The 25948-nt window shown below is 67.6% G+C and carries 25 protein-coding genes; 13 read left to right on the top strand and 12 right to left on the bottom strand.

Annotated features, from left to right (window positions below):
* Positions 1–46 precede the first annotated feature (46 nt).
* From ACNH6H_RS02940 to ACNH6H_RS02955, 4 genes are all read left to right on the top strand, one after another.
* A complete protein-coding gene (locus ACNH6H_RS02940) occupies positions 47–1156 on the top strand; it encodes a TRAP transporter substrate-binding protein (protein ID WP_418315490.1) in 1110 nt (369 codons plus the stop codon).
* A gap of 80 nt (positions 1157–1236) precedes the next feature.
* Entirely contained in the window at positions 1237–1782 is a 546-nt protein-coding gene (locus tag ACNH6H_RS02945) for a TRAP transporter small permease subunit (RefSeq protein WP_418315492.1), read from the top strand.
* Between the two features lie 12 nt (positions 1783–1794).
* Positions 1795–3135 carry a TRAP transporter large permease gene (locus tag ACNH6H_RS02950; RefSeq protein ID WP_418315494.1) on the top strand — a complete coding sequence of 447 codons (1341 nt, stop codon included), beginning with the start codon at positions 1795–1797 and terminating at the stop codon, positions 3133–3135.
* Positions 3136–3159: 24 nt separating this feature from the next.
* Positions 3160–4383 carry an alpha-hydroxy acid oxidase gene (locus ACNH6H_RS02955; RefSeq protein WP_418315495.1) on the top strand — a complete coding sequence of 408 codons (1224 nt, stop codon included), beginning with the start codon at positions 3160–3162 and terminating at the stop codon, positions 4381–4383.
* Between the two features lie 37 nt (positions 4384–4420).
* Here the strand turns inward: ACNH6H_RS02955 and ACNH6H_RS02960 are convergent, their stop codons facing one another.
* The 3 genes from ACNH6H_RS02960 to ACNH6H_RS02970 form a co-directional block, all read right to left on the bottom strand.
* Positions 4421–5584 (bottom strand): MaoC family dehydratase, encoded by a 1164-nt coding sequence (locus ACNH6H_RS02960; protein ID WP_418315496.1) that lies wholly within the window; start codon positions 5582–5584, stop codon positions 4421–4423.
* Positions 5581–6855, bottom strand: coding sequence for a CoA transferase (locus ACNH6H_RS02965; protein WP_418315498.1), 1275 nt, complete (start codon positions 6853–6855; stop codon positions 5581–5583). The genes ACNH6H_RS02960 and ACNH6H_RS02965 overlap by 4 nt, the downstream gene beginning before the upstream one ends.
* 111 nt (positions 6856–6966) lie before the next feature.
* Positions 6967–7938: a LysR family transcriptional regulator gene (locus ACNH6H_RS02970; protein ID WP_418315499.1), complete on the bottom strand. Its 972-nt coding sequence runs from the start codon at positions 7936–7938 to the stop codon at positions 6967–6969.
* A 217-nt stretch (positions 7939–8155) separates the two neighbouring features.
* On the opposite strand from ACNH6H_RS02970, the gene ACNH6H_RS02975 reads away from it, so the two are divergent.
* The 5 genes from ACNH6H_RS02975 to ACNH6H_RS02995 all read left to right on the top strand — a co-directional run bounded on the left by ACNH6H_RS02975 (position 8156) and on the right by ACNH6H_RS02995 (position 12235).
* The gene (locus tag ACNH6H_RS02975; protein WP_418315501.1) at positions 8156–9394 is read left to right on the top strand and encodes a CaiB/BaiF CoA transferase family protein; all 1239 of its coding nucleotides are present in this window, start codon (positions 8156–8158) and stop codon (positions 9392–9394) included.
* 10 nt (positions 9395–9404) lie between these two features.
* Entirely contained in the window at positions 9405–10214 is an 810-nt protein-coding gene (locus ACNH6H_RS02980) for an SDR family NAD(P)-dependent oxidoreductase (RefSeq protein ID WP_418315502.1), read from the top strand.
* A gap of 92 nt (positions 10215–10306) precedes the next feature.
* Positions 10307–11074, top strand: coding sequence for an SDR family NAD(P)-dependent oxidoreductase (locus ACNH6H_RS02985; RefSeq protein ID WP_418315505.1), 768 nt, complete (start codon positions 10307–10309; stop codon positions 11072–11074).
* Positions 11075–11142: 68 nt separating this feature from the next.
* Positions 11143–11892, top strand: a complete 750-nt coding sequence (locus ACNH6H_RS02990; RefSeq protein ID WP_418315506.1) for an SDR family NAD(P)-dependent oxidoreductase — start codon at positions 11143–11145, stop codon at positions 11890–11892.
* Between the two features lie 28 nt (positions 11893–11920).
* Positions 11921–12235 carry a DUF1330 domain-containing protein gene (locus ACNH6H_RS02995; RefSeq protein ID WP_418315507.1) on the top strand — a complete coding sequence of 105 codons (315 nt, stop codon included), beginning with the start codon at positions 11921–11923 and terminating at the stop codon, positions 12233–12235.
* 75 nt (positions 12236–12310) lie between these two features.
* Here ACNH6H_RS02995 and ACNH6H_RS03000 read toward each other — a convergent pair whose 3' ends face one another.
* The 9 genes from ACNH6H_RS03000 to ACNH6H_RS03040 form a co-directional block, all read right to left on the bottom strand.
* Positions 12311–13363, bottom strand: coding sequence for a zinc-dependent alcohol dehydrogenase family protein (locus tag ACNH6H_RS03000; protein WP_418315509.1), 1053 nt, complete (start codon positions 13361–13363; stop codon positions 12311–12313).
* A 13-nt stretch (positions 13364–13376) separates the two neighbouring features.
* Positions 13377–14858 carry an aldehyde dehydrogenase gene (locus tag ACNH6H_RS03005; protein ID WP_418315511.1) on the bottom strand — a complete coding sequence of 494 codons (1482 nt, stop codon included), beginning with the start codon at positions 14856–14858 and terminating at the stop codon, positions 13377–13379.
* A gap of 56 nt (positions 14859–14914) precedes the next feature.
* Complete coding sequence (locus ACNH6H_RS03010) at positions 14915–15691, bottom strand: SDR family NAD(P)-dependent oxidoreductase (RefSeq protein ID WP_418315513.1); 777 nt, start codon at positions 15689–15691, stop codon at positions 14915–14917.
* Between the two features lie 91 nt (positions 15692–15782).
* Positions 15783–16553: an alpha/beta hydrolase gene (locus ACNH6H_RS03015; RefSeq protein ID WP_418315514.1), complete on the bottom strand. Its 771-nt coding sequence runs from the start codon at positions 16551–16553 to the stop codon at positions 15783–15785.
* Entirely contained in the window at positions 16537–17913 is a 1377-nt protein-coding gene (locus tag ACNH6H_RS03020) for a four-carbon acid sugar kinase family protein (RefSeq protein ID WP_418315516.1), read from the bottom strand. Before ACNH6H_RS03020 ends, ACNH6H_RS03015 begins: the two co-directional genes overlap by 17 nt.
* Positions 17913–19187, bottom strand: coding sequence for a ribulose-bisphosphate carboxylase large subunit family protein (locus ACNH6H_RS03025; protein WP_418315518.1), 1275 nt, complete (start codon positions 19185–19187; stop codon positions 17913–17915). Before ACNH6H_RS03025 ends, ACNH6H_RS03020 begins: the two co-directional genes overlap by 1 nt.
* Positions 19184–20164, bottom strand: a complete 981-nt coding sequence (locus ACNH6H_RS03030; RefSeq protein ID WP_418315519.1) for an HpcH/HpaI aldolase/citrate lyase family protein — start codon at positions 20162–20164, stop codon at positions 19184–19186. Before ACNH6H_RS03030 ends, ACNH6H_RS03025 begins: the two co-directional genes overlap by 4 nt.
* A gap of 191 nt (positions 20165–20355) precedes the next feature.
* A complete protein-coding gene (locus ACNH6H_RS03035) occupies positions 20356–21507 on the bottom strand; it encodes an alpha-hydroxy acid oxidase (protein ID WP_418315521.1) in 1152 nt (383 codons plus the stop codon).
* A 1-nt stretch (position 21508) separates the two neighbouring features.
* Positions 21509–22444, bottom strand: coding sequence for a LysR family transcriptional regulator (locus tag ACNH6H_RS03040; protein WP_418315522.1), 936 nt, complete (start codon positions 22442–22444; stop codon positions 21509–21511).
* Between the two features lie 150 nt (positions 22445–22594).
* Here ACNH6H_RS03040 and ACNH6H_RS03045 point away from each other — a divergent pair, with 150 nt between their 5' ends.
* From ACNH6H_RS03045 to ACNH6H_RS03060, 4 genes are read left to right on the top strand one after another with little or no spacing between them, the layout of a single operon-like run.
* Positions 22595–23002 carry a nuclear transport factor 2 family protein gene (locus ACNH6H_RS03045; protein WP_418315523.1) on the top strand — a complete coding sequence of 136 codons (408 nt, stop codon included), beginning with the start codon at positions 22595–22597 and terminating at the stop codon, positions 23000–23002.
* A 7-nt stretch (positions 23003–23009) separates the two neighbouring features.
* On the top strand, positions 23010–24167 hold the full coding sequence (locus tag ACNH6H_RS03050; RefSeq protein WP_418315525.1) for an iron-containing alcohol dehydrogenase family protein: 1158 nt from the start codon (positions 23010–23012) through the stop codon (positions 24165–24167).
* Position 24168: 1 nt separating this feature from the next.
* Positions 24169–25041, top strand: a complete 873-nt coding sequence (locus ACNH6H_RS03055; protein WP_418315527.1) for a TauD/TfdA dioxygenase family protein — start codon at positions 24169–24171, stop codon at positions 25039–25041.
* Positions 25038–25946, top strand: a complete 909-nt coding sequence (locus ACNH6H_RS03060) for a fumarylacetoacetate hydrolase family protein (protein ID WP_418315529.1) — start codon at positions 25038–25040, stop codon at positions 25944–25946. Before ACNH6H_RS03055 ends, ACNH6H_RS03060 begins: the two co-directional genes overlap by 4 nt.
* Positions 25947–25948: the final 2 nt, after the last annotated feature.

Here is a 25948-nt window from a genome sequence, read left to right on the forward strand (position 1 = left end):
GCAACGGGACGACCAGGATGGTCGCCCATTTCCAGTGAGGACTGTGATGAAATTTTCGAGAACCCTTCTGACCGGTGCGTGCGCCGCGTTGGTATCGCTCGGGGTCGCCCTGCCGGGCGCCGCCCAGGCCCAGACCAAGCTGCGGATCCAGTCCGCATTTCCGGCGCAGGGCTTGTACCAGCTCGCGGCGGAAGATTTCGCAGAGCGGGTCAATACGCTGTCGGGCGGGCGTCTGAAGGTCGAACTGCTGCCGTCCGGCTCGGTCGTGCCGGCCTTCGAGGTGCTCGACGCGGTCAACAAGAAAGTGATCGACGGTGGCTATACCGCGCCGGCCTACTGGCTCGGCAAGAACAAGGCCGCGGCGCTGTTCGGCCCGGCACCCGGCGGCCCGTACGGCATGGACGTGATCGACTATCTGGGCTGGATCTACGACGGCGGCGGCTTGCAGCTGTACCGCGACTTCTATCAGAACGAGCTGAAGTCGAACGTCGTCGTGTTCCCGCTGACCGCCAGCGACCGCCAGGCGCTCGGCTGGTTCAAGAAGCCGGTCGCCAACTGGGCCGACCTGAAAGGCCGCAAGTGCCGCCAGACCGGCATCACCGCCGAGGTGTTCTCGAAGTCCGGCATGGCCACCGTCAACATGCCCGGCGGCGAAATCGTTCCGGCCGGTGAGCGTGGCGTGATCGACTGCGCCGAATTCGTCGGTGCTGCCGAGGATTCGCTGATCGGCTTCCAGACGGTGTGGAAGAACTTCTACCCGCAATCGATGCACGAGCCGGCAACCGTTGTCGAGCTGCTGATCAACGGCGATGTCTGGAAAGGCCTGGCGCCCGACCTGCAGGCGATCGTGCAGGCTGCGACGGTCGAATCGACGCTGCGCTCGATCTATGTGCGCAACAAGAAGGACGGCCAGGCAATGCAGGACATGCGCACCAAGCACGGTGTCACGATCCACCGCACGCCAGATGACATCGTCGTGAAGACGCTCGAGAGCTGGGACCAGATCTCCGAGGCCGAAGCCGGGAAGAACCCGTTCTTCAAGAAGGTGCTCGAGTCGCAGAAGGCCTATGCGGGCCAGGTGGTGCCGACGCGGCGCACGACCACCGTTCCGTACAACCTGGCGGCCGATCACTACTGGCCGATCAAGAAGCCGTAAGAGCAATCCACTGCTTGCGCGGGGCGGGTGACCGGCCGGTCCGGACACCCGCCCTTCACGACGGTTGAGGAGACAAGAAGATGTTCCCAGCGTTCGCGCTCCGAGTGATTCGCGGCATCGATGTTTTTACCGGAGCCACGATCTGGCCGGTGATGGCGCTGCTGGCACCGCTGATCCTGTCCAACGTGATCGAGGTGCTGATGCGCTACGTCTGGAAGCAGCCCACCGTGTGGGCAGCCGACATGACGGTGATGACCTACGGATCGCTGTTCATGCTCGGTGCGGCCTATACGCTGCGCGAAGGTGCCCATGTGCGCACCGACATCTTCTGGGACAAGTTTTCGGACCGGACGAAAGGCATCATCGATTCGGTCTCCTACCTGCTGCTGTTCCTGCCGGTGATGGCCGTGCTGATCGCGATCTCGATCGACGACTTCCTGTATGCCTGGTCGATCAACGAGCGTTCGACGCTCGGCCTGTGGCAGCCGATCATCTGGCCGTTCCGTGCGGTGGTACCGCTGTCGGCCGCGTTGCTGTTCCTGCAAGGCATTTCCGAGTTCCTGAAGGCCTTGTATGCGGTGCGCACCGGCCAGGAACTGGTGCATCACGAAAAAGTAGACATCTGACGGGCCGACGCGATGACCCCAAATCAAATGCTCGGCCTGCTGATGCTGGCCTCGATGATCAGCATCATCTTCATCGGCTTCCCGATCTCGTTCACGCTGCTGTTCATCGCGCTGGTGTTCGGCTCGATCGGCCTCGGCGTCGACCTGACCTTCAATCTGGCCTACCTGCAGATCTGGGGCTTCATGAAGGACGATATCCTGCCGGCGGTGCCGCTGTTCATCTTCATGGGTTTCATGGTCGAGCAGGCCGGGCTGATGAGCCGGCTGTTCGAGGCGGTGCGCCATCTGCTCGCGCCGATCCGCGGTTCCCTCTACATCGCGGTGCTGATCACCGCGACGGTTTTCGCAATGGCCACCGGCATCGTCGGCGCGTCGGTCGCGGTGCTCGGCATCATGGCTGCACCGATGATCCTGAAGGCCGGCTACGACGACAAACTGTCGGCCGGCGCGATCGCCGCTGGCGGCACGCTCGGCATCCTGATCCCGCCGAGCGTGATGCTGGTCGTGATGGGACCGGTGATGGGCGTGCCGGTCAATGCGCTGTATGCCGCGTGCATGGGCCCGGGCTTCATGCTGGCTGCGGTCTACATGATCTACTGCCTGGTTCGCAGCTTCATCAACCCGAAGCTCGGGCCGCCGCTGCCGAAGGAGGAGCGGATCACCGACATCCGGCTGCTGGTCCGTGAATTCATGATCGGCGTGGTGCCGCTGGCCGCGCTGATCACGGTGACGCTCGGCACCATCCTCGGCGGCCTCGCCACAGCAACCGAAGCGGCCTCGTGCGGCGCACTCGGCGCGACGCTGCTCGCGCTGGCCTATGGCAGGCTGACGCCGCAGGCACTGAAAAAGGCGGCAGTCGCAACCGTCGTCACCGCCAGCATGGTGCTGATCCTCGCGGTCGCGTCGAACGTGTTCGGTGCGATCTTCACGCGGCTCGGCGCCGCGACCGTGATCACCGATGCGGTCGCCCAGATCCCGCTGCCCGACATGGGCAAGCTCGTCGTCATCATGGCGGTGATCTTCCTGCTCGGCTGGCCGTTCGAATGGCCGGCGATCATCCTGGTCTTCGTGCCGATCTTCCTGCCGGTGGTGCAGACGCTCGAACTCGGCCTGAACAAGGGCGAACTGCTGCTGTGGTTCGGTGCGCTGCTGGCGGTCAATCTGCAGACGGCCTTCCTCAGTCCACCAGTGGCGATGTCGGCCTATTTCCTGAAGAATGTGGTGCCGCGCTGGGACCTGAAGACGATCTACGCCGGGATGGGCCAGTTCATGGCGCTCCAGGTGGTCTTCCTGTTGCTGCTGCTGTTCTTCCCGGCGATCGCATTGTGGTTGCCGAGGCTGCTCGCCAACTGATCGGCCGACGGACAAGGAGGAACAATGAGCAAGCTGGCCCGCGCCGCATCGATCGAGGATTTGCGCCAGCTCGCGCGCAAGCGCTTGCCGCGCGTCGTCTTCGATTTCATCGACGGCGCCGCCGGCAATGAGCGCACGCTGCGCGAGAACCAGCAGTGTTTTGCCGACTGGCAGCTGATGCCGCGGGTCGGTGTCGATGTCAGCGACCGGTCGCTCGCCACCCGCATCGTCGGCCACGACGCGAAGCTGCCGCTGATCCTCGCGCCGACCGGCCTCGCGGGCATGTTTTATCCGGGAGGAGAAATGGCCGCGGCCAGCGCCGCCGAAGCGGCCGGCATCCCGTACTGCCTGTCGACCAATTCGGTCGCGTCGATCGAGGAGGTGGCTGCCGCGGTGCCCGGCGGCGACCGCTGGTTCCAGCTCTACATCATGAAGGACCGCGGCCTGACCGACGCACTGCTCGAGCGCGCCGCACGCAGCGGCTACCGGGTGTTGTGCGTGACCGTCGACCTGCCGATCCAGGGCAAACGCGACCGCGACGTGCGCAACAGTTTCACGGTACCGCTGCGCCCGCGGCCGGGCACGATCCTCGATGTCGCCAGCCACCCGCGCTGGCTGATCGGGCTGCTGCGCTCAAATGTCCGCTTCGGCAATTTCGTCGGCTCGGAGCCCGAGGGCTTCACCAGCATCGCGAAGCTGGTTGGCACGCTGTTCGACCCGAGCGCAAACTGGGACGACATCGCGCGCATCCGCGAGAAATGGAAGGGACCGGTGGTCGTCAAGGGCGTGCTCCATCCGGACGATGCGCGCCGCGCGGTCGAGATCGGCTGCGATGGCGTGATCGTCTCGAACCACGGCGGACGCCAGCTCGACCAGGTGCCGGCCTCGGTGACCGCGCTGCCGGCGATTGCAGAAGCGGTCGGCGGCCGTGCCGAAGTGATCCTCGACAGCGGCGTGCGCCGCGGCACCGACATCCTGGTCGCCCGCGCGCTCGGCGCGTCGGCCTGCATGATCGGCCGCGCCTTCCTGTGGGGACTGGCCAGTGGCGGCCAGGCCGGCGTCACCCGCACAATCGACATCCTGCGCGACGAACTCGACAATGCGCTGGCGCTGCTCGGGCAGCGGCGCTTCGTCGATGTCGGCCACCAATCCGCCATCCGCTCGCACGACCACCGCCACGGCGTCCCCCGCCAGGCTGAGAATGTGAACGCCGAGCCGGGCCGGCCACGGCTTGCTTCCGGCGGCTGACGCCACCCGATCCCGGGCGAACAGCCGTTCGGACTGCTCAGCTGACGGCACTGCGCGCGACGCGGCGTGCCGATTCCGACCCGGCGGCGCCGCGCTCCGACAGGCGGCGCGGCATCAGCACCGTGTGGTCCAGGTCGAGCACGACATTCGGGTGCGGCCCGCCATCGGCGGCGGTGATTGCGCCGGCCGGCAGCTCTGCCGGATGCAGATTTTTCAGCCCGAGCAGGCGCAGCCGAAGCGCGCCAAGATCATTGCGGCCGGGCAGCCGCCAGCGCTCGAGCACCTCGGTGCAGGCATACAGCGTATCGCCGGCAACGGTCGGCGCGACATGGCTGCCGCCATTGATCGCGGCGATGCCGATCACGTTTTCCAGCCCGTCGTAGGCCAGCGCACGGCAGACCGAGATCACGTGCCCGCCATAGACGAGGCGCGCGCCGACATGCGAGTCACGCATCGCAAGCGCATCGAAATGCAGCCGGGCATTGTTCTGGTACAGCCTTGTGGCCATCATGTGGTCGGCTTCCTCGATCGTCATCCCGGTCGGATGGACGATGCGGTCGCCGGCAGAGTAGCTGTCCCACAAATCGTCGCTGCCAGTCGCGTCGCACCAGCCGGCGAGCGCTGCCGTCGACGCGATGCGTCCACGCACGATCAGCCGATCGGGCGTGATCATCGGCGCCAGCGGCGGCACCAGTGGCTCGCCGACTCGGGCCTGCGGATCGGCCTTGCGCACCATCACCCAGCGCACCCAGGTCAGCACCGCGGCATCGTCCTCGCGATAGCAGGTCGAGCGAACCCAGACGACGCCGCTCTGCCGGCTCGAGTTTTCCTTCATGCCGATCACGACGCTTTCGCAGCGCAGCGTATCGCCGGCGTAGACCGGCTCGAGGAAACGCATCTCGGCATATCCGAGGTTGGCCACCGCATTCAGCGAGATGTCCGGAACCGTCTTGCCGAACGCAAGGTTGAACAGCAGCAGGTCGTCGAGCGGCCGGCTGCGAAAGCCGAGTTCGCGCGCCACCGGCGCCGACGAATGAAGCGCCTGGCGCGCGCCGGTCAGCGCGATGTACAACGCGACATCGCCGTCGCCAACGGTGCGCGGCGTGCCATGGCGGATCACCTGGCCGAGCCGGAAATCCTCGAAGAAGTTGCCACGCCGTTGCCTGCGGCCGGTGGCCACTGCGCGCGTCGCGGTGCTCACGATGCAGCCGCCGTTGCTCGCGCTGCAGTGCGCGCAGCCGGTGCAAGCGGGTCGCTGTCCGGGCCGGCGACGATGCCGCGATCGTGCAGCCGGCCGACCGCCGCCGAATCGAGCCCGAGCACCTCGAGCAGGATCTGGTCGGTGTGTTCGCCGAGCAGCGGCGCAGCGCGCATCGGCCCCCGCGGTCGCCCACGCTCGCGCACGACGCTGCCGGCGGCACGGTGCTCGCCGACGCCGGCGGTGTGAATCGTCTCGAAGACCGGATTGGCCGCGCCGAGCCGCGGGTCCTGCGCAAGTGCTTCGCGGACCGTGCGATACGGCCCCCAGCAGGCGCCGTGTTGATCGAGTTCGCGCTGCGCCTGCTCGAAGCTGCGTGCTGCAAACCAGGGCTCGACGAGTTGAGCGATTGCGTCGCGGGCCGCGTAGCGTTGCTCCTCGCGCGACAGATCGACGCCGCGCTGTTGTTCGAGGGCATGCACGCCGGCCTGCAGCCCGCAGGCCCGCACCAGGCTGCGCCACTGGCCGATCGATATCGCCGCGACAAAGATGCGGCGGCCATCGGCGGTTGCAAAGTCGCGCCCGAACGCACCATACAAATCGTTGCCGATCGACGGCCGCTCCTGCTGCAGCAGTTCGGCCTCGGTCAGCATGCCGAGGTGCGACAGCGTCGAGAACGCGACATCCGACAAGGCGATGCGCAATTCGGCGCCGACGCCGCTCGACTGGCGGCGCATTGCGGCGGCGGCGATCGCGAATGCGGCCTGCTGCGCACACGCCAGGTCCCAGGCCGGCAGCACGTGGTTGACCGGCCGCTCGGCGCTGCCGCCGCCGGTGATCGCCGGGAAGCCGGTCGCGCAGTTGACCGTGTAGTCGACCGCATTGCTGCCGTCGGAGCTGCCCTCGATCGTGCAGCTGATCAGGTCGACGCGTTGCTGCGCCAGCAGCTGGTGGGCCAGCCACGGTACGCCGATGTTGGTCAGCAGCACACCGGCGCCGGCACCGGGTGCGGTCACCAGCGCCTGCACCAGTTCGCGCCCCTCGCCGCTGCGGATGTCGACCGCCAGCGAGCGTTTGCCCTTGTTCAGTCCGGTCCAGTACAGGCTGCGCCCACCCGGCATCACCGGCATCCGCGCATAGTCGATGCCGCCGCCGATCAGGTCGATGCGGATCACGTCGGCGCCGGCCTGGGCCAGCGTCAAGCCAGCAAGTGGCGCGGCGATGAAGGCGGAGCTCTCGACGACGCGCAGCCCGCTCAGGAGATCAAGGTTCATGGTGCTTGCAGAATTCGCCGCAGGCCCTGCCGCCCCGGCTTCTTGCAGGCACTCTAGGATCGATCCGCTGCAACGACAAACGAACTTATCGCGCCGATTGTCCAGGTTTCGTCAAGAATCAAGCGCCAGCCCGACGCGGCTCTTGCGCCGCGTCGGCCGCGGGTGCTCGCCGGGGTCGGGCAGCCCCTGCTTCAGCAGTTCGGCCAGGCGCCGCGACGCCGGCGACAGCGACTGGCCGCGCGCGGTGATGATCGCGACCTCGCGCGACATCGCCGGGCTGACGATGCGCAACGCATAGGTGTTCTTGTCGATCACCGGCGGCAACACGACCTTCTGCAGGATCGCCGCGCCGAGCCCGGCGCTGGCCATCGAGATCAGCGTCGCCGCCTGCGTGAATTCATAACGCGTCGTGATCGTCAGGTTGCGCTCGCGCATCGTTGCCTCGAGCGCCTCGCGCAGCGCATTGGCAGGGTTCAGCACCAGCAGCGGCATGTTGGTCAGCGTTGCCAGCGCGATCGTGTCGTTGCTGGTCGTGATGAAGCGTTTCGGCACCAGCGCATACAACGGATCCTCGAGCACGGTCTCGAACTGGAATTCGCCGGTCTCGACGACCGGGCCGATGCCGAAATCGGCCTCCCGCTTGCGAATCGTCTCGAACAGCTGCACCGACGGCTGCTCGCGCACATAGACCTCGACACCCGGATAGTCCTTCTCATAGGCGGCCAGCACGCGTGCCAGCCGGGTCGCGGCAATCGTCGGCGAACACGAGATCGCGACCCGGCCACGCTGGACGTCGGCCGCCTCCTGGATCTTGCGCAGACCGGTCTCGACCTCGAGCAGCGCGCGGCGTGCGCACTCGAGCAGCTGCTGGCCTTCGGCGGTCAGCCGCACATTGCGCGTCGTGCGGTGGAACAGCGGCACGCCGAGTTGGTCCTCGAGCTGGCGGATCTGCGCGCTGACTGCCGATGTCGAGCGGTAGGACATCTCGGCGGCGGCCCGAAAACTGCTGTGCTCGCCGACCAGCAGAAAGGCCTGCAACAGCTTCAGATTGACATTGGCCAGCGGGCTGTGGGTGGACTTCATGGCAAGCGGATCGTGAGCCTTGGCAGGATGGTACGCCGCATTGGCCGGTTTCGGCAGCGTCGCTGCAGAGCATTCGCGACGCCGCAAGACGCGCGGCCGGGCGCAGCAATCAGTGTGCGGCAATCTTTGACAATCGGAAAGATAAACGCGATTGATGAAATGTTGACGGGCTTCTACATTGCTCGCTGCCAGGCCGGCAAACCAGCCGGCGCTGCACATGACGATGCTGGAGAAGCCCTTGCACGCAGCCCCCTCGACCAGTCAGACGCCCGGCGCACTCGCCGGCATCCGGGTGCTCGACATTGCGACCTTTGTCGCAGCACCCTTTTGCGGAACCATCCTCGCCGACTTCGGCGCCGAGGTGATCAAGATCGAGCAACCCGACGGCGGTGATTCGCTGCGCCGCTTCGGCACCGCGACCGACTGCGGCGATACGCTGGTCTGGCTCAGCGAGGCGCGCAACAAGAAGACGGTGACGCTGGACCTGCGCAAACCCGAAGGCGCCGAGCTGTTTCGCAAGCTGGTCGCCGAGTCCGACGTCGTGCTCGAAAATTTCCGCCCCGGCACGCTCGAGAAGTGGGGCCTCGGCTACGACGTGCTGAGCGCGATCCGCCCCGGCCTGGTGATGCTGCGCATCAGCGCCTATGGCCAGACCGGGCCGAAAAGCAGCGAGCCCGGCTTCGCGCGGATTGCCCATGCCTTTGCCGGCCTGTCCTACCTGTCCGGTGAAGCCGACGGGCCGCCGGTGGTACCGGGCTCGACCTCGATGGCCGACTATGTATCGGGCATCTGGGGTGCGGTCGGCGTGCTTGCGGCATTGCGCGAGCGCGACCATTCGGGCCAGGGCCAGGTGATCGACCTCGGCCTCTACGAATCGGTATTCCGGCTGCTCGACGAACTGGCGCCGGCCTATGCGAAATACGGCATCGTGCGCAACCGCATGGGCGCCGATACCGTCAATGTCGTGCCGCACAGCCACTACCAGACGCGCAGCGGCGAATGGGTGGCCCTGGCCTGCACCAGCGACAAGATGTGGGAGCGGCTGGCCGCGGTGATGCAGCAACCCGCCCTCGCCGTTGAATATCCGACCAGCGACGTTCGCGTCCGGCACCGCGAGCTGATCAATCACATCGTCAACGACTGGATCGGTGCACACGACCTCGTCGAGGTGCTCGAAAAAACGCGTGCCGGCGGCGTACCGTGCGCGCAGATCTATTCGATCGCCGAGATCGTCGAGGACCCGCAATTCCTCGCCCGCGGCAACCTGATGCAGGTCGACGATCCGCGTGCCGGCGAACTGCTGCTGCCGGCGGCGGTGCCGCGGCTGTCGCGCACACCGCCGGTCTTCCGCCATGCCGGGCGGGCGCTCGGCGCCGACAACGGCGATGTCTACCAGGGCCTGCTCGGCCTCAGCGACGAGCAGCTGCGTTCGCATGCCGCCAGCGGCGTGATCTGAGGGGCGCGCAATGGCAGCAACGTCGAATGAAGCCCGTGCGGCCAGCAACGCCGCCGCAGCCGGATTGTTCCGCCTCGATGGCCAGGTTGCGCTGGTCACCGGTGCCGGCCGAGGCATCGGCGCCGAGATCGCGCTGCAGCTCGCCCGCGCCGGCGCCGAATTGGTACTGGTTTCGCGCACCGAGTCCGAACTGCAGCAGGTCGCGAAGCAGATCGAGGCCGAAGGCGGCCGCGCCCGCGTCGCCGTCTGCGACGTCACCGACAGCGCCGGCGTGCGTGCGCTGATCGCCGAACTGCCGCAGCTCGACATCGTCGTCAACAATGCCGGCAACAACATTCCCGAGCCGTTCGTCGAGGTCAGCGAAGCCCACCTCGATGCGCTGATCGACCTGAATACCCGCGCGGTATTTGTCGTCGCGCAAGCGGCGGTGCGGCGGATGCTGACACCGCCACGGCCCGGCACGAGCGGCGGCTGCGTGATCAACATCTCGTCGCAGATGGGCCACATCGGCTCGCCGAACCGCACCGTCTACTGCATGACCAAACATGCGGTCGAGGGGCTGACGAAGGCGATGGCGGTCGAACTCGCGCCGAATGGCATCCGCGTCAACAGCATCGGGCCGACCTTCGTCGACACGCCGCTGGTGCGGCGCATCGTCGATACGCCGGAGAAGTCGCGTTTCGTGTTGTCGAACATCCCGCTCGGCCGGCTGGCCAGCGTCACCGAGATTGCCGCAGCGGCGGTTTACCTCGCATCGCCGGCGGCGGCGATGGTGACCGGCACCTGCCTGCGCGTCGACGGCGGCTGGACCGCGCAATAAAGACGAGCCTGTGATGAAACCCCCACGCTCGCGTTGCTCGCTGCCCCCCGAGGGGGTGCCTCAGTGGCTTCGGGCGGCCGAGCGCCACTGAGATGAACCGCGTGACCGATGCGGCCTTGCTGCGCCTGAACGGCCGCACCGCGCTCGTCACCGGCGCCGGCAGCGGCACCGGGCGGGCGATCGCGATCGAACTGGGCCGCGCTGGCGCAACGGTGCGGCTGGTCGCACGCACTGCGGCAACGCTCGACGAGGCCGCCGCCGAGGTCGAGGCGGCAGGCGGGCGCGCCGTCGTGCAGCCTTGCGACCTGACCGACCCGCCGGCACTGCGGGCGCTGTTCGATCGCGACGAGCCGCTCGACATCCTGGTCAACAACGCCGGCACCAATGCGCCGAAACGCTTCATCGACGTCGACGATGCCGACCTCGATCTGATCATCGGGCTCAACATGAAGGCCTCATTTCTCGCGGCGCAGGCCGCAGCGGCCGCGATGCTGCGCCGGCGGCAGGCCGGCGTGATCCTCAACATCACGTCGCAGATGGGCCACGTCGGCGCACCCGACCGCAGCGTCTACTGCATGAGCAAACACGGCCTGGAAGGCCTGACGAAGGCGATGGCGGTCGAGCTCGCGCCACACGGCATCCGCGTCAACAGCCTCGCGCCGACCTTCGTCGATACGCCACTGATCCGCCGCATCGCCGCCGATCCGCAGGTGCGCGCGGCGCTGCTGGCGCGCATTCCACTCGGCCGGATGGCGCACGAGCACGAGATCGCGCTCGCCGCGCGTTACCTGTGTTCGGACGCCGCGGCGATGGTCACCGGCACCTCGCTGCTCGTCGACGGCGGCTGGACCGCGCAATGAACCAGCTGCCAATGCCCATCGCGCCCTCGCGCACCTAACCATCCTCTTTTTTTTTACGAAGGACAAGCATGCTGCTGAAGGACAAGGTCACGATCATCACCGGCGCCGCATCGCTGCGCGGCATCGGCTGGGCCACCGCCAAACGTTTTGCCGACGAAGGCGCGCGGGTCGCGCTGCTCGACATCGACGCCGCCGGCGCCGAACGCGCGGCGAAGGAAATTGGCGCGCAGCACCGCGGCTACGGCTGCGACGTGCGCAACGAGCAGGCCTGCCGCGACGCGGTGCAGGCGGTGCTGCGCGATTTCGGCCAGGTCGACGTGCTGGTCAACAATGCCGGCGTCAGCCAGGCGCACCGCCTGCTCGACAGCAGCCAGGACGACTGGGACCTGGTGATGGATGTCAGCGCGCGCGGCGCATTCAACATGTCGCGCTCGGTCGTTCCGCACATGCGCGAGCGGCGCAGCGGCGCGATCGTCAATATCGGCTCGGTGGCCGCGCAGCGCGGCGGCGGCATCCTCGGTGGCCCGCACTATGCCGCGGCGAAAGGCGCATCGCAGACGCTCGCGAAGTCGATGGCGCGCGAGCTCGCACCCGACGGCATCCGCGCCAATGCAATCGCGCCGGGACTGGTCGACACCGACCTGCTGATCGGCAAGCTCGACGATGCCGGCAAGGGACGGGTCGCCGAATCGACGCCGCTCGGCCGCGTCGCGGTGCCGCTCGACATCGCCAATGCCTGCCTGTTTCTTGCCAGCGACCTGTCGGCCTTCGTCACCGGCATCGTGCTCGACGTCAACGGCGGGCTGCACATCCACTGATCCATCAAGTCGACCGAAGGAGACCGACATGACCGACCGCAACAAGGGCTATATCTTTGCCGAGCTCGAAGTCACCGACCCGGAACTGTTCTATTCCGAATACATGCCGCGCGTGCGCCCGGTGCTCGACAAATACCAGGCGAAATTCCTGATCGCCAGCGATGCGCCGAAAGTGCTCGAAGGCGACCGCGTCGTCAAGCGCATCGTCTTCATCGAATTCGAGAGCCCGGCGCGTGCCGACGAGTTCTACCATTCGAAGGACTACCAGGACGTGATCGACTACCGCTTCCGTTCGGCTCGAACCCATTTGTACATGATGGATGGCGTCGTGCCGACGAACTGAGCGATGCCCGCTGCCGGCCGAGCGATCGGCCGGCGCAGTCCGTCAGGCGGCTCGCAGGCCGCCCGATCAAGCTGGTCAATCGGCCAGCACCACGCCCTTGCCGCTTTGTTGCGCGTCGAAGCCGCGGTAGGCCTCATCGATCTGCTCGAGGCGCCAGCGGTGAGTGAACAAACGCTCGACCTCGATGCCTCGCTCGGCGATGAAGTCGCCGCACTGTTTCTGGCCGACGGTCGAGAAGGTCCACGAGCCGAGCAGGCTGACCTGGCGGCGCAGCAGATCGGGGCTGACCTCGAGCGTCACATCACCCCCTTCGCCGACAAAGCAGGCCTTGCCCCAGGTGCGCACGCATTGCACGGCCTGCCGCCGAGCCTGCGATGACGACGATGCGTCGAGCGACAGATGGGCGCCGAGGCCGCCGGTCAGCTCGCGGATCGCCTGCACAGCATTGCAACTGGTCGGATCGATGCAGGCATCGGCGCCGAATTCGCGCGCCCGCGCCAGCCGCTCCCCACTGACGTCGAGTGCAATCACCCGCGCGCCAAAGGCGACGGCCAGTTGCGTTGCCGACAAGCCGACTGGCCCCTGGCCGAAGATCGCGATCGTCTGGTCGGCGCGCAGCTCGAGCCGCTGCAAGGCGCCCCATGCGGTGCCGGTGCCGCAGGCGATTGCCGCACCGGTCGCGAACGACAGTTCGTCGCGCAGCGTGACGAGCGTGCTCGCCGGGCATTTCATATAGCGCGCATGTGCGCCGTGGGCGGTGACGCCATAGATTTGCTTGACACCTTCGTCGCACAGCTGGGCCCAGCCGGTCGAGCAGTGCGGGCAGGCGCCGCAGCCGTGGTAGTGGTGCACCATCGCACGCTGGCCGAGCCAGGCCTGTTTCGGATTGACGCCGGCGCCGACCGCCACCACCGAACCGCACGGCTCATGGCCGGCGATCACCGGCTCGGCGCTGCCGAGGCCGAGCGCCTTCGCGCCCTCCCCCGGCGCGGCGCGGTAGAACTTCAGATCGCTGCCGCACATGCCGGACGCCATGATCTCGAGCACCACCTCGCCCGGCCCGGGTGCCGGGTCGTCGAAGTGGCGCAACTCGACCTTGCGGTCGCCGGCAAATACCGCGCCGAGCATCGTCTCGCCGCCGTCAGCGCATGATGAACGGGTTCGCCGGCGCGCCCTGCGCGTACGAGATCCAGGTGCTCTTCGTCTCGAGGTATTGCTCGATCGACTCGATGCCGCTCTCGCGCCCGATGCCCGAATGCTTGATGCCGCCGAACGGCATCATGTAGCTGACCGCGCGGTAGGTATTGACCCAGACGGTGCCGGCCTTCAGCGCCTTCGACATCCGCATCGCACGGCCGATGTTGCCGGTCCAGACACCGGCGGCCAGGCCGTAGATAGTATCGTTGGCCTTCGCGATCGCATCGGCCTCGTCGTCGAAGCCGATCACCGACAGCACCGGGCCGAATACCTCCTCGCGCGCGATGCGCATCTGCGGGTCGACGTCGACGAAGACGGTTGGCTCGACGAACTGGCCACCGGGCAGGCTCTTGTCCTCGGCCGGGCCGCCGCCGAGCACGCAACGCGCGCCTTCGGATTTCGCGATGTCGATGTATTCGAGGATCTTCTTGTACTGCGCCGGCGTCGTGACCGGCCCGATATTGGTGTCCGACTCCATCGGATTTCCCTTGCGCGCGGTCCGGCCGAGAGCGACCAGTCGTTCGACGAATTCATCCTTGATCGAGTTCTGCACCAGCAGCCGCGAACCGGCGATGCAGGTCTGGCCGGTCGCGGCGAAGATGCCGGAGACCGCACCGGCCACCGCCTGGTCGAGGTCGGCATCGTCGAACACGATGTTCGGCGACTTGCCGCCGAGCTCGAGCGTGACGCGTTTCATCGTCTTCGCGGCCTGCGCATAGATGCGTGCGCCGGTCGCGTCCGACCCGGTGAAGGTGATCTTCGCGACATCCGGATGGTCGACCAACGCTGAGCCGACCTCATGGCCATAACCCGCGACGACGTTGAAGACGCCGTCCGGAAAACCGGCCTCGCGCACCAGCGCGGCATATTCGAGCGTCGATGCCGATGTGAACTCCGACGGCTTGACGACGACCGCGCAGCCAGCCGCCAGCGCCGGTGCGCATTTCCACGCGATGAACAGCAGCGGCGAATTCCATGCGGTGATCGCGCCGACGACGCCGATCGGCTCCTTCGTCGAGAAGGCGAATACATCGGGCTTGTCGATCGGCATCACGCGGCCCTCGACCTTGTCGGCCAGGCCGCCGTAATAACGCCACCACTGCGGGTGGTAGTTGACCTGGCCGAGCATCTCGGCGAGCAGCTTGCCGTTGTCGCGCACTTCGAGTTCGGCCAGCCGCTGCGCATTCTGCTCGACCAGATCGGCCAGCTTCAGCATCAGCCGGCCGCGCTGGGTCGCCTTCATCTCGGCCCACGGGCCCTCGCGCATCGCGCGGCTGGCGGCCTTCACCGCGCGGTCGACATCGGCCGCATCGCCTTGCGGAATGCGGGCCCAGGCCTCGCCGCGGTAGGGATCGATCGAATCGAACCAGCGTCCGGACACCGGATCGACATATTGGCCGTCAATGAAGTGCTGGTAGGTTTTCATGGCATTGATTTGAAAAGTGAACAGAAAACAGGCGGTGCGCTGCGCACCGCCAACCGTTATACGCCGCGCGCGCCACTGGCAAAAAAGCCACCGTCGACCGGCAACGCGACGCCATTGATGTAGGCCGCCGCATCGGACGCCAGGAAAACCGCGGTGGCCGCGATCTCGCTGGTCGTGCCGTAGCGGCCGGCCGGAATTGCCGCCGCATACTGGCGACGGAATTCGGCGCTGTGCAGCACCTCGGTCATCGGCGTATCGACCGGCCCGGGGCAGATCGCATTCGCGGTGATGTTCAGTTCGGCCAGCTCCGCCGCCATCTGCCGGGTCAGGCCGATCACCGCGGCCTTCGACGTCCCATAAGCCGTGCGGCCCTTGCCGACCGCGCGCAGTCCGGCCACCGACGCGATGTTGATGATCCGCCCCCAGCCATGCCGCGCCATCAGGCGGCCGGCATGCTGGCTGCACAGCAACGTGCCGGTCAGGTTGACATTCAGCGTCGCCAGCCAGTTGTCGAGCGGGAATTCGAGGAAAGGAAAGGTCTTCGCGATGCCGGCGCTGTTGACGAGGATGTCGCAGCGGCCGTGCTTGCGCTCGACCTGCTCGAAGGCCTCGCGGACCGAATCGGGCGAGCCGACATCGATGCGCAACGCCTCGGCAGCACCACCAGCTTCGCGGATGCGGTGGGCGGTGGTCTGCGCCTTGTCGATGTCGATGTCGGCGACGATGACATGGCTGCCATCGGCCGCAAGGCGTTCGCTGGTCGCGCCGCCGATGCCGACGGCGCCGCCGGTGACGAGCGCGATCTTCTGCACGGATTCAGGGTTCGGATTCACAGGGTTTGCTCCAGTCAGTCGAGGAAGGTCGCCAGCGCATCGATCAGCCGGCCGGGTTGCTCTTCCGGTATCCAGTGCCCGCAAGCGGGCATCACGCCGCCGCGAACATCGGTGGCAACACGCTGCAACGACGACAGGTTTCGCCGCCGCGGCCATAGGCCTCGGCGCCGCCGATCGCGAGCACCGGCATCTGCAGCCGGTTGTCCTTCAGCCACTGCGCATTGGCGGCCACGTCGGCATCGAGCGCGCGGTAATAGGCCAGGCCGGTGCGCAGCGTTTGCGGATCACGGTAGGTGCGCAGGAATTCGGCGCTGGCATCGGCATCGATCGCGCCGCGCACATGGCCGTAGTGTTCGTAGAACCAGCCGTAGTAGATGGCTTCGCGGCCGCTGATCAGCTGCTCCGGCAGTTCCGGCGTCTGGTGAAACGCATGGTGCCAGCGCCGGCCGGACTGCGAAAACGTGCCGCTGCCGTCGCCCGGCACCGCCGCATCGAGCATCACCAGCCGGCTGACCAGCTTCGGATGGAAGGCTGCCAGCGCAAACGCGACCGGTCCGCCCCAGTCGTGGCCGACCACCGCCGCCCGATCGATGCCGAGCCCGCGTTGCAGCAGGTCGGCGACATCGCGCGCGACGCTGCGCTTGTCGAAGCCGTCGGCCGGGCGCGATGAATCGCCAAGACCGCGCAGGTCCGGCGCAATCACGCGGTGCCGCTGCGCCAACGCCGGCATCAGCTTGCGCCATGCATACCAGGTCTGCGGCCAACCGTGCAGCAGCACCAGCGGTGCGCCGTCGCCCATCGTCACGTAATGGACGCGGCTGTCCGCCAGATCGAGCCAGTGGTGTTCAGGCTGCGAAGCCATCACGTGCCTCGCGGATGAAATCACGCGAGCCCATCTGGCCGCCCTTGAAGGCGATCTCGCAGCCGCGCACGACGCTGCTTTCGAGCACCCGGCACAGCGGCGCGCCCGGCGCCAGCCGGGCCGCGACCTCGACCGCCTGCACATCGAGCGCGCGCGCAACGCTGCTCGAGGTGTCGCCGCCGGAAATCACGATGCGCGGCGGCTTCGCCACATGCACGACCTGGCGCACCAGCATGCCGATGCGGTTGGCGATCAATTGCGCACCGCCATCGCTGCGCTGCGCCGAATCGCCGCCGGCGGCGGCCAGCGCCTGCCGGGCGGCCGCAACGCGCGGGTCGGCGGGGCCGCGCGCCGAATGGACGATCACGCTGCGCCCGGCGTGCAGTGCCGCTGCCGCCTGCTCGCCGGCACGGTCGAGTTCGGCGCGCCAGTCGCGTTCGCCGGCCAGCCGCGCCGCATCGAGCGCAACCTCCTCGAAACCTGCCTGCACCGCAGTCTCGATCTGCATCGCGCTGAGCGCCGATGCGCTGCCAGATACCGCGAGCAGCGGCGCACCGTCGGTGGTCGGCCGGACCGACGGGATCACGCCGGCATCGCGCGGCAGCCCCCAGGCCAGCGTCAGCGCATGTTCGACACCCGAACCACCGACGACGAAGGCTGGCGAATTGGCCGAACCTAGGCCATCGAGCAGCTGCCCCGCGGCGCGCAGATCGTCGCTGTCGTAGCCATCGATCAGCACCGCGGCAAAACCGTCGCGTTGCAGTGCGTCGAATCGTTCACGCATTGCGTCGGCACCTGCGCGCACCGTATCGAGCGTGACCAGCCCGATCGGCAAGCCGGTCTGCTGGCCGATGTGGCGCAGCAGATCGGCCTCGCGCATCGGTGTCACCGGGTGCACGCTCATGATCGGGTGGCGGTCGATGCGGTGCACCTGGCCGTCGGTGCCCGAGCGGGCAAACAGGTTGCCGTAGAGACAATGCCGGCCGAGGTGCGGCGTCGCCGCAACCACCGCAACCGCGCCATTGAAAAACGGCCGGGCCAGTTCGAGCACGCGGCCGATGCTGCCGACATCGGGCGCGCTGTCGAAGGTCGAACAGACCTTGTAGTGGACCAGCGGCGCGCCGGCCGCCGCCATCGCCGGCAGTTCCGGTGCAAAGCGCGTGGCCATCTCCTGCGGCGTCATCGTGCGGCTGTCACCGGCCACGCCGATCGCATCGAGCCCGGGATGGCGATCGAGCATCGCCGCATCCGGCGCCTGCAGGAACAGCGCGGCGCGCAGCCCGGCCAGGCTCAGCACCTCGAGCGCATCGGTGGAACCGGTGAAGTCGTCACCGTAGAACAGCAGTCGTGGCCCCGCCATCATTTGTCTCCGAAAGCGGCGATCGCCGCAGCAAGTTCTGGATGCATGCGTGCCGCATCGGCGAGCGACTGGCCGTTGGCGGCGGCCTGCCAGGCCTGGCGCATGCTCGCGACCCCGGCCGCGATGCCACCCGGGTGGCCGATGATTCCGCCGCCGGCCAGGTGCATCAGGTCGTCGCAGCCGATCCGGGCATGGGTGGCCGCTGCCTGCAGCGCGGTCTGGCCGGACGAGAAGACCGGCATCAGCGGCAGCGCCGAACCCCACGGCGCGAGGCAGGCGCGCGCCGAGCGCACAACCGACTCGTCGGGCTCCCAGAACTTGTTGCGCAGGCCGTTCACGTGCAGGTGGTCGACGCCGGCCAGCCGCCAGATCTTCTGGTAGGCCTCGAAGGCGATGCCGAGTGCCGGCGACCGCGAAAACAACCCCCAGCCGTTGCGGTGGCCGTGGATCGGCAGCTCGCAGTGGCGGCGCAGGCTCTCGACCGCGGCCGGCCCGGTCCAGTTGACGCTGACCATCACGCAGCTGCCACCGGCGGCATGGACCAGGTCGTGGCGGCGCCGCATCTCGTCGACATCGCCGGAGATATTGATTGCGTACATCGGCATCCGCCCGAGCAGCTCGGCATGGCGCTGCAGCACCGGCATCACCGCACGCAGTCGCGCCTCGAACGGCGCATACGGCGGATCGGCCATCAACTCATCGTCCTTGATGAAATCGATGCCGCCCTCGCACAGCGCATCGACCAGTTGCGCAGTCGCCTCCGGCGTCAGGCCGACACTCGGCTTGATGATCGTGCCGATCAGCGGCCCATAAAAAACGCCGGCAAGTCGACGGGTGCCGGCAATGCCGAATTGCGGCCGCGCGAAGCGGTCGATGAAGTCGTCCGGCAGATCGAGGTCGAGCAGTCGCAGCCCGGTGACCTCGCCGAGCTCGAACAGGTTGCCGGCCACCGTCGCCAGCAGCGTCGACAGGTTCGCGCCGACATTGGCGATCGGAAAGGCGATCTCGATTTCGCCCTGCGTGAAGCCGGCGTCGCCGCGGCCGCGTTGCAGGTGCTCGGAAAACAGGCTCGGTTGTTCGACCTGCTGCCGTGGTGTGACCGACACCACCCGGGCCCGGGCGCGCGCGCGCAGCTCGTCGCTTTCGCCGGCGAGTTGCAGGAAGGTGCCGCTCGACTGTTCGCCGGCAATCACCTCGGCGACGCGCTCGAGCGGCTCGAACGACTCGACCCAGTAGCGGGCGCGGAATTCGGCGCGCGCGGTTGAACCCATCATCGTCCCCGCGATTCGATCAACGCGACGCGCCGGCGAATCTGCTGCGCCTGCTTGCCATGCGCCAGGTCGACCAGCACGCCGTTGTCGTTGAGCGCGCCGGCACCGCGCTCGGCGGCCGCGTCGAGCGCGGCCAGCACCCGGTCCGCCCAGCCGACCTGCTGCGCGTTCGGCGAAAAGACCTTGTTGGCCATCGCGATCTGCGACGGATGGATCGCCCATTTGCCGTCGTAGCCGAGTGCGGCGGCACGTTCGGCGCTGGCCCGATAACCGTCGGCATCGCCGAAATCGGTGAATGGGCCATCAATCGCACGCAGGCCCCAGGCCCGGCAGGCATTGACGACGCGGGCCATCGCAAAATGCCACTGGTCGTTCCAGTGCCGTTCGCGTGCGCCGCCCGGCTGCGCGGTGGTCAGCACCGCATAACGTTCGCTCGGCGTGCCGAAAACCGGATCGAAGGTGCGCATGTCGACGGTGTAGTCACCGATGCCGAAGATCATTGCCTCGAGCCGATCGGATGCGGCAGCGATCTCCTCGGCATGGGCAACCCCCTGCGCGGTTTCGATCAGCGCTTCCAGCCCGATGCGCTGCTCGCGGCGCTGCTCGCGCTCGACCAGCGTCAGCAGGTGGTCGACGAACTGCACATCGAAGGCGCTGCCGGCCTTCGGCAGCAGGATCATGTCGAGCCGCGGGCAGTGGCGGGCGATCTCGACGATGTCGGCCAGCGCCCAGGCGGTGTCGAGGCCGTTGACGCGCACCGCCATCGTGCGGTGGCCCCAGTCGACCTGGTTCAGCGCATCGATCGCCGCGCGCCGCGCCTCGTCCTTCATTCGCACCGCAACGGCATCCTCGAGATCGAGGAAGATCACATCGGCATCGCAACGCGCGGCCTTCTCGAAAAAGCGTGGCGAGCTGGCGGGCACGGCCAGCTCGGAGCGCTGCAGCCGCTCGCGGCGCGGGCTGATCCGGGTTGCCGTCATCGCCAGCAACTCCGGCGGCGGATGCAGCTCAGCTGCGTGCTCATTTCTCGCGTCTCCTCCACGTTGACCGCAGACCTCAGTCTAGGTTGCGGCGGCAGAGTGATTGGCGGATTTTTGAGGACGATTGTGCGGTCCGACTGCGTAATCGACGCGATTCTGAAAAGTTGATGTCGCCCGTCCGACACCGGGCTTCAGCGCGCCAGCAGGTCGGCGCCGATCGCGTCGAAGCGCGTCAGCCCGCACAGCCGCAAGGTGCGCGACACCTCGTCGTGCAGGATCGCGATCGCGCGCTGCGCACCGGGCTCGCCGGCGGCAACCGCACCGAACAGCGTCGCGCGGCCGACCAGCACCGCCTGGGCGCCGAGCGCTCGCGCCTTCACGATGTCCGCGCCGCGTCGCACGCCGCCGTCGACCAGCACCGGCACCCGGCCGCCAACCGCGGCGACGATGTCAGGCAGCAGGTCGAGCGTCGCCGCGCCGCCGTCGAGTTGCCGGCCTCCATGGTTCGAGACGACGATCGCATCGACGCCGAGTTCAGCGAGCCGCGCCGCATCGTCCGGATGCGCAATCCCCTTGACGATCAGCTTGCGTTTCCAGCGTTCGCGCATGGCGGCGAGTCTCGACCAGTCGAATCCGGCGTCGTAGTTCTTGCCGACCGACGAGGCGATCGCCGACACGGCCGCGCTGCCGCGGCCCGGCGCCAGGCCGGCGAGGTTTTCCAGCCTCGGCATGCCGCTGCGCAGCACGCGGGCGACCCAGCGCGGATGGAGCGCGAAGTCGACGACATTTTTCGGCGTGAAGCGAAACGGTATCGAGAAGTCGTTGCGGAAATCGCGCTCGCGCTTGCCGCCGACCGGCAGATCGACGGTGATCATCAAGCCCTCGTATCCGGCCGCCTCGGCACGCGCGATCAGCGACTCGAGAAACTCGCGATCGCGCAGCACATAGGCCTGGAACCACAGCCTTCCAGGCGCCTCGCGGGCGATCGTCTCGATCGATGTCGTTGCGGAGGTCGACAACGCATACGGAATGCCGGCTGCAGCTGCCGCCTTCGCAATCGCGACATCGCCACCGGGCCAGCCGAAACCGACCGCGCCGGTCGGCGCCACCGCGATCGGCAGCGCCGACGGCGCACCGACGATCGACGTTTTGCAATCGACCGTCGTCACGTCGACCAGCACGCGCGGGCGCAGCGCATGGCGGCTGAATGCGGACCGGTTTTCGCGCAGCGTCCATTCATCCTCGGCGCCGCCGTCGAAGAAGTCGAATACCGCGCGCGGCAGCCGCCGCTTCGCCAGCCGGCGCAGGTCCTCGATCGAATTGGCGTTGGCGGCAGCGTTCATGTCAGCGGGTGTCGTTTTGCGCTGCGGCAACCGAGGCCGACCAGTCGGGCGGCGTCGCCGCCCATTCGCGCAGGAAGTCGATGAAGGCGCGCACCCGCCGAGGCAGGTTGTTGCGCGCCGGATAAATCACATAGATGTCGAGCCCGGTCGGTGGCGTCTCGCCGAGCACGCTGACCAGCCGACCGGCAGCGAGGTGCCCTGCGACCATGTAGGTCGGATGGATCGACAGACCACGTCCGGCCAGCGCCGCATGCATCAGCGCCTCGCCGAGGCTGGCGCGAAGCGGCCCGCCGACCCGCACCGTCGTTTCATGACCGGGCTCGCCGAAGCGCCAGAAGGCGGTCGGCGATTTCAGCGTGTGCACCAGGCAGTCGTGGCGGGCCAGTTCGCTGACCGTGCGCGGCGTGCCGACGCGCTGCAGATAGTCCGGCGACGCGACCAGCACCTGCGGCACCCGCAGCAGCGACTGCGCGATGTAGCTGGCGTCGTCGAGCGCCGGCGCGATGCGCAGCGACAGATCGAGCCGTTCGGCAACCAGGCTGGCCCGGCCGTCGTCGGTTTCGATCGCGATCTGGATATCGGGGTGGCGTTCGGTGAACTGCAGCACCAGCGGCAGCAGGTGATGGACACCGAACGACGGTGGCGTGCCGATGCGGATCACGCCGCGCGGCGTGCTGACGGCGTCGCGCACCTCGGCCTGGATCTCCTCATAACGCTCTAGCAGCGGCACGCCGCTTTCGAGCAGCAGGTGGCCGGCGTCGGTCAGGCCGACCTCCTTCGTCGTGCGCGCCAGCAGCTGCGCGCCAAGCGCATGTTCGAGCCACGCGACATGTTTGCTGACCGCAGAGCGCGAGATCGCAAAACGCTGCGCGGCGGCACTGAAGCTGCCGCCACGGGCAACTTCGGCAAAGATTTCGAGGCAGCGCAGGCGGTCCATGTCGGTCGCGACTCTAAACAAGGAACAAGCCGCCATTGTTTCCTATTTGGAAATTTTCATTTCGCATCTGCGGAGCAGACAGCAGCGCCGCCACCCAATAGGATTGCGCCACTTTCGGACCCCTGCCCCACGGCAACTGTTTCCAGAGCGATGACGCGCACACCCGACCAGACGATCCTGCAGATGTTCGATCACCTCGACGAACGGCGCTATGACGCGCTGCTGGCCTTGCTGAGCGCCGACGCCGTCTGGTTCCGCCAGGGCCAGCGTCTGCAGGGCCGCGAGCAGATCAAGGATGCGCTGCTGCAGCGCTCACCGACGATGCGCGTGCGCCACCTCGTCACCAACCTGCTGTGCCTGCGCGACACCGGCGAGCGGCGCGAATACAGCCATTACATGCTGGCGCTGCGCGCCGACGGCGGCGGCGCAGCGGGCAGCCCGGCGCGAATCAGCGCGCCGTTCAACATGTCGCTGGTGACGACGACGCTGCAACGCGATGGCGAAGGCTGGGTGGTCGCCGAGCAGGCGATCGTCACGCAGTTCGAATTCGCCAGCTGAGCGAACAGTGACGGCCGGCTTCATCCAGCGCAACCCCGCGAGCCGCGTCGTGTTCGGCGCCGGCAGCGTTGCCCGTCTGGCCGCCGAGCTGCGGGCGCTGGGCGTGCACCGGCCACTGGTTGCCAGTGGCCGCCGCACCGCCCGCTCTGCATTGCACGCCGCGGTCCGGCAAGCATTGACCACGCTGCCGGCACGCTATTTCGACGGCGTGCCGGCCCATTCATCGGTTGCGACGATCAACGACCTGGTCACGATCGCGCGCCGCGAAGCGGTCGACGGCCTGGTCGCGGTCGGCGGCGGCAGCGCGTCGGACAGTGCAAAGGCAACCGCACTGCTGCTCGCCGAAGGCGGCCGGCTCGAAGACCACGCGAGCCGTTTCACGCCGCCGGACCAGCTGGTAGTGCCGGTGCTGCCGGCTCCGAAGCTGCCAATCGTTGCGCTGCCGTGCACCGCGTCGGCGGCAGAAGTCACGCCCAGCCTCGGCGTGCGCGGCAACGACGGTTACAAGCTGCTGTTCACCGATCCGCAACTCGCCGCACGGCTGATCATCATCGACCCGGCGGCATCTCACGATGTGCCGGTTGCGCTGCTGCTGTCGACCGGCATCAACGGCCTTGCGCACTGCCTCGAAGGGCTTTATTCGTCGCAACGCTGCCCGGCCAGTACCGCACTCGCACTGCATGCGATCGCGCTGTTCAACCGCTGCCTGCCGGCCCTTGCCGAGTCGCCCGACGACATCGGGCTGCGCGGCGACCTGCTGGCCGCGGCCAATCTGTCGGGCCAGGTGCTGCTGAACGCGCGCACCTGCCTGCACCATGCGATCTGCCATGTGCTCGGCGCCCACGCAGGCAGCGCCCACGGCGACGCCAATGCGGTGATGCTGCCCGCGGCAATCGCCTTCAATGCCGACGCGGCGCCGGTCGAACTGGCGGCCGCGGCACGCGCCTGCGGCCTCGCCGAGGAAACCGCGGCATCGCTGATCGAGCACCTGCGCAGCCTGCAACAGCGGCTCGGCGTGCCGACCCGTCTCGGCCAGCTCGGCGTGCGCCGCGACCAGTTGCCGCATCTTGCCGAACAGGTGATGCACGAGCGCGGTCTCTTTTTCAACCCGCGTCGCGTCCGCGATGCGAATGACATCCTCAACCTTCTGGAGCGCGTGTTCTGAGATGAAAGTTACCCCCACCCAGCAGATCCTCGGCGCCCGCATCGACGGCATCGACCTCGGCAGACCATTGGCCGAGGAAGACCGCGACCAGTTGATCCATTGGCTCGGCGAATACGGCGTGCTGCACATGCCGAACCAGGACCTGACCGCACGCCAGCTGCGCGACTTCAGCGCGAACTTCGGCCAGCTCGAAGTCAACGTCGCGAACACCGAGCAGGAGCCCGGCCTGCCGGAAGTGATGACGTTGTCGAACATCGTCGAGAACGGCAAGCCGATCGGACTCGCCGATGCCGGCCAGGACTGGCATACCGACATGTCGTACAGCCGGATGATCGCCTTCACCAACGTGCTGTACGGCATCGAGATTCCGGTGCGCGACGGCGTTGCACTCGGCTGCACCGAGTTCTGCAACATGCACGCCGCCTACGAAGGCCTGCCCGACGAGATGAAGCAGCGCCTCGAAGGCAAAACCGCATCGCACGATTTCGCGAAATTCTGGGACATGATGCGCCGCGAAAAAGGCAGCAAGCGCCCGCCGCTGACGCCCGAGCAGCGTGCGGCGCGGCCGCCGGTCTCGCATCCGGTCTTCATGACGCATCCGATCACCGGTGGCAAGGTGCTGTACTGCAACCCCGGCTATGCGATGCGCATCGACGGCATGGACGAGCGCGAAAGCGACGAGACACTGGCCTTCCTGTTCCGCCACCAGTTGCAGGACGAATACCGCTACCGCTTCAGCTGGACGCCGAACACCGTGCTGATGTGGGACAACATGGGCACGATCCACAACGCGGTCGCCGACTACCGCGCCGACGAGCGGCGGCTGATCAAGCGCTGCCAGGTTGCAGCGACCCGCTTTTTCGCCGCAGCATGAAACTCGCCAGCATCCAGGGCCCTGGCGGCCTCGCCCGCGTCGCGGTAGTCCGTGACGACCGTGTCTTCGATGTCGACGATGCCGTTGCCGCGCTCGGCATCGCACCCGAGGTCGAGGCCCATCTGGCCCGCCACGGCCTTCAGCCGGCCGCCGGCGGCATGCTGCGCGTGCTGCAGGCCGGCCGCAGCGCATGGCGCCAGCTCGACGAGGCGGCGAGCGGCGAGGGCCGACCGCTGGCCGATTGCACGCTGCTGGCGCCGCTGCCGCGCCCCGGCAAGATCGTCGCGGTCGGCCGCAACTATGCCGACCATGCGAAGGAAACCGGCGTCGCGCCGTTCGAGAAGCCACGCATCATCGCAAAGTTGCCGTCGAGCGTGACCGCGCCGGATGCCGACATCCCGCGGCCGGCCGGCGTGGCGAAACTCGATTTCGAAGTCGAACTGGCGGTGCTGATCGGCAGCGTCGCAAAAGCTGTGTCGCAGCAGGACGCGCTGAATGTCGTTGCCGGCTACACCATCCTGAACGACCTCAGCGCCCGCGAATTCCAGTTCGACGTCAGCCCGGCGCAGACAACCTTTGCCAAGAGCTTCGACGGCTTCTGCCCGATGGGCCCATGGTGGGTCACCGCCGACGAGATCGCCGATCCGCAGGCGCTCGATCTGAGCTGCTTCGTCAACGGTACGGAAATGCAGCACGGCCACACCTCGGACATGTTGTTCCCGGTCGCGCGGCTGATCGAATACATCAGCAGCCTGATGACGCTGGAACCCGGCGACGTGATCGCGACCGGCACGCCGGCCGGCATCGGCGCCTTCCGACAGCCACCCCAATACCTCCAGCCGGGCGACCGCATCCGGATGGAGATTTCCCGCATCGGCGCCATCGAGCACCGCATCGTGGCCTAAGC

It is taken from the genome of Pseudideonella sakaiensis (assembly GCF_048320135.1).
Classification (GTDB): domain Bacteria; phylum Pseudomonadota; class Gammaproteobacteria; order Burkholderiales; family Burkholderiaceae_C; genus Ideonella_A; species Ideonella_A sakaiensis_A.

Bases quoted from the DNA above. Each gene is read 5' to 3' on its own strand.
- ACNH6H_RS02940 (WP_418315490.1), top strand. From the start codon at position 47: ATGAAATTTTCGAGAACCCTTCTGACCGGTGCGTGCGCCGCGTTGGTA.
- ACNH6H_RS02955 (WP_418315495.1), top strand. From the start codon at position 3,160: ATGAGCAAGCTGGCCCGCGCCGCATCGATCGAGGATTTGCGCCAGCTC.
- ACNH6H_RS03045 (WP_418315523.1), top strand. From the start codon at position 22,595: ATGACGCGCACACCCGACCAGACGATCCTGCAGATGTTCGATCACCTC.
- ACNH6H_RS03030 (WP_418315519.1), bottom strand. From the start codon at position 20,164: ATGACGGCAACCCGGATCAGCCCGCGCCGCGAGCGGCTGCAGCGCTCC.
- ACNH6H_RS02950 (WP_418315494.1), top strand. From the start codon at position 1,795: ATGACCCCAAATCAAATGCTCGGCCTGCTGATGCTGGCCTCGATGATC.
- ACNH6H_RS02970 (WP_418315499.1), bottom strand. From the start codon at position 7,938: ATGAAGTCCACCCACAGCCCGCTGGCCAATGTCAATCTGAAGCTGTTG.
- ACNH6H_RS03025 (WP_418315518.1), bottom strand. From the start codon at position 19,187: ATGATGGGTTCAACCGCGCGCGCCGAATTCCGCGCCCGCTACTGGGTC.
- ACNH6H_RS03000 (WP_418315509.1), bottom strand. From the start codon at position 13,363: ATGCTCGGCGCGGTATTTGCCGGCGACCGCAAGGTCGAGTTGCGCCAC.
- ACNH6H_RS03035 (WP_418315521.1), bottom strand. From the start codon at position 21,507: ATGAACGCTGCCGCCAACGCCAATTCGATCGAGGACCTGCGCCGGCTG.
- ACNH6H_RS03060 (WP_418315529.1), top strand. From the start codon at position 25,038: ATGAAACTCGCCAGCATCCAGGGCCCTGGCGGCCTCGCCCGCGTCGCG.
- ACNH6H_RS02980 (WP_418315502.1), top strand. From the start codon at position 9,405: ATGGCAGCAACGTCGAATGAAGCCCGTGCGGCCAGCAACGCCGCCGCA.
- ACNH6H_RS03055 (WP_418315527.1), top strand. From the start codon at position 24,169: ATGAAAGTTACCCCCACCCAGCAGATCCTCGGCGCCCGCATCGACGGC.
- ACNH6H_RS02945 (WP_418315492.1), top strand. From the start codon at position 1,237: ATGTTCCCAGCGTTCGCGCTCCGAGTGATTCGCGGCATCGATGTTTTT.
- ACNH6H_RS02985 (WP_418315505.1), top strand. From the start codon at position 10,307: ATGAACCGCGTGACCGATGCGGCCTTGCTGCGCCTGAACGGCCGCACC.
- ACNH6H_RS03020 (WP_418315516.1), bottom strand. From the start codon at position 17,913: ATGGCGGGGCCACGACTGCTGTTCTACGGTGACGACTTCACCGGTTCC.
- ACNH6H_RS02995 (WP_418315507.1), top strand. From the start codon at position 11,921: ATGACCGACCGCAACAAGGGCTATATCTTTGCCGAGCTCGAAGTCACC.
- ACNH6H_RS03015 (WP_418315514.1), bottom strand. From the start codon at position 16,553: ATGGCTTCGCAGCCTGAACACCACTGGCTCGATCTGGCGGACAGCCGC.
- ACNH6H_RS02990 (WP_418315506.1), top strand. From the start codon at position 11,143: ATGCTGCTGAAGGACAAGGTCACGATCATCACCGGCGCCGCATCGCTG.
- ACNH6H_RS03005 (WP_418315511.1), bottom strand. From the start codon at position 14,858: ATGAAAACCTACCAGCACTTCATTGACGGCCAATATGTCGATCCGGTG.
- ACNH6H_RS02965 (WP_418315498.1), bottom strand. From the start codon at position 6,855: ATGAACCTTGATCTCCTGAGCGGGCTGCGCGTCGTCGAGAGCTCCGCC.
- ACNH6H_RS03040 (WP_418315522.1), bottom strand. From the start codon at position 22,444: ATGGACCGCCTGCGCTGCCTCGAAATCTTTGCCGAAGTTGCCCGTGGC.
- ACNH6H_RS02975 (WP_418315501.1), top strand. From the start codon at position 8,156: ATGACGATGCTGGAGAAGCCCTTGCACGCAGCCCCCTCGACCAGTCAG.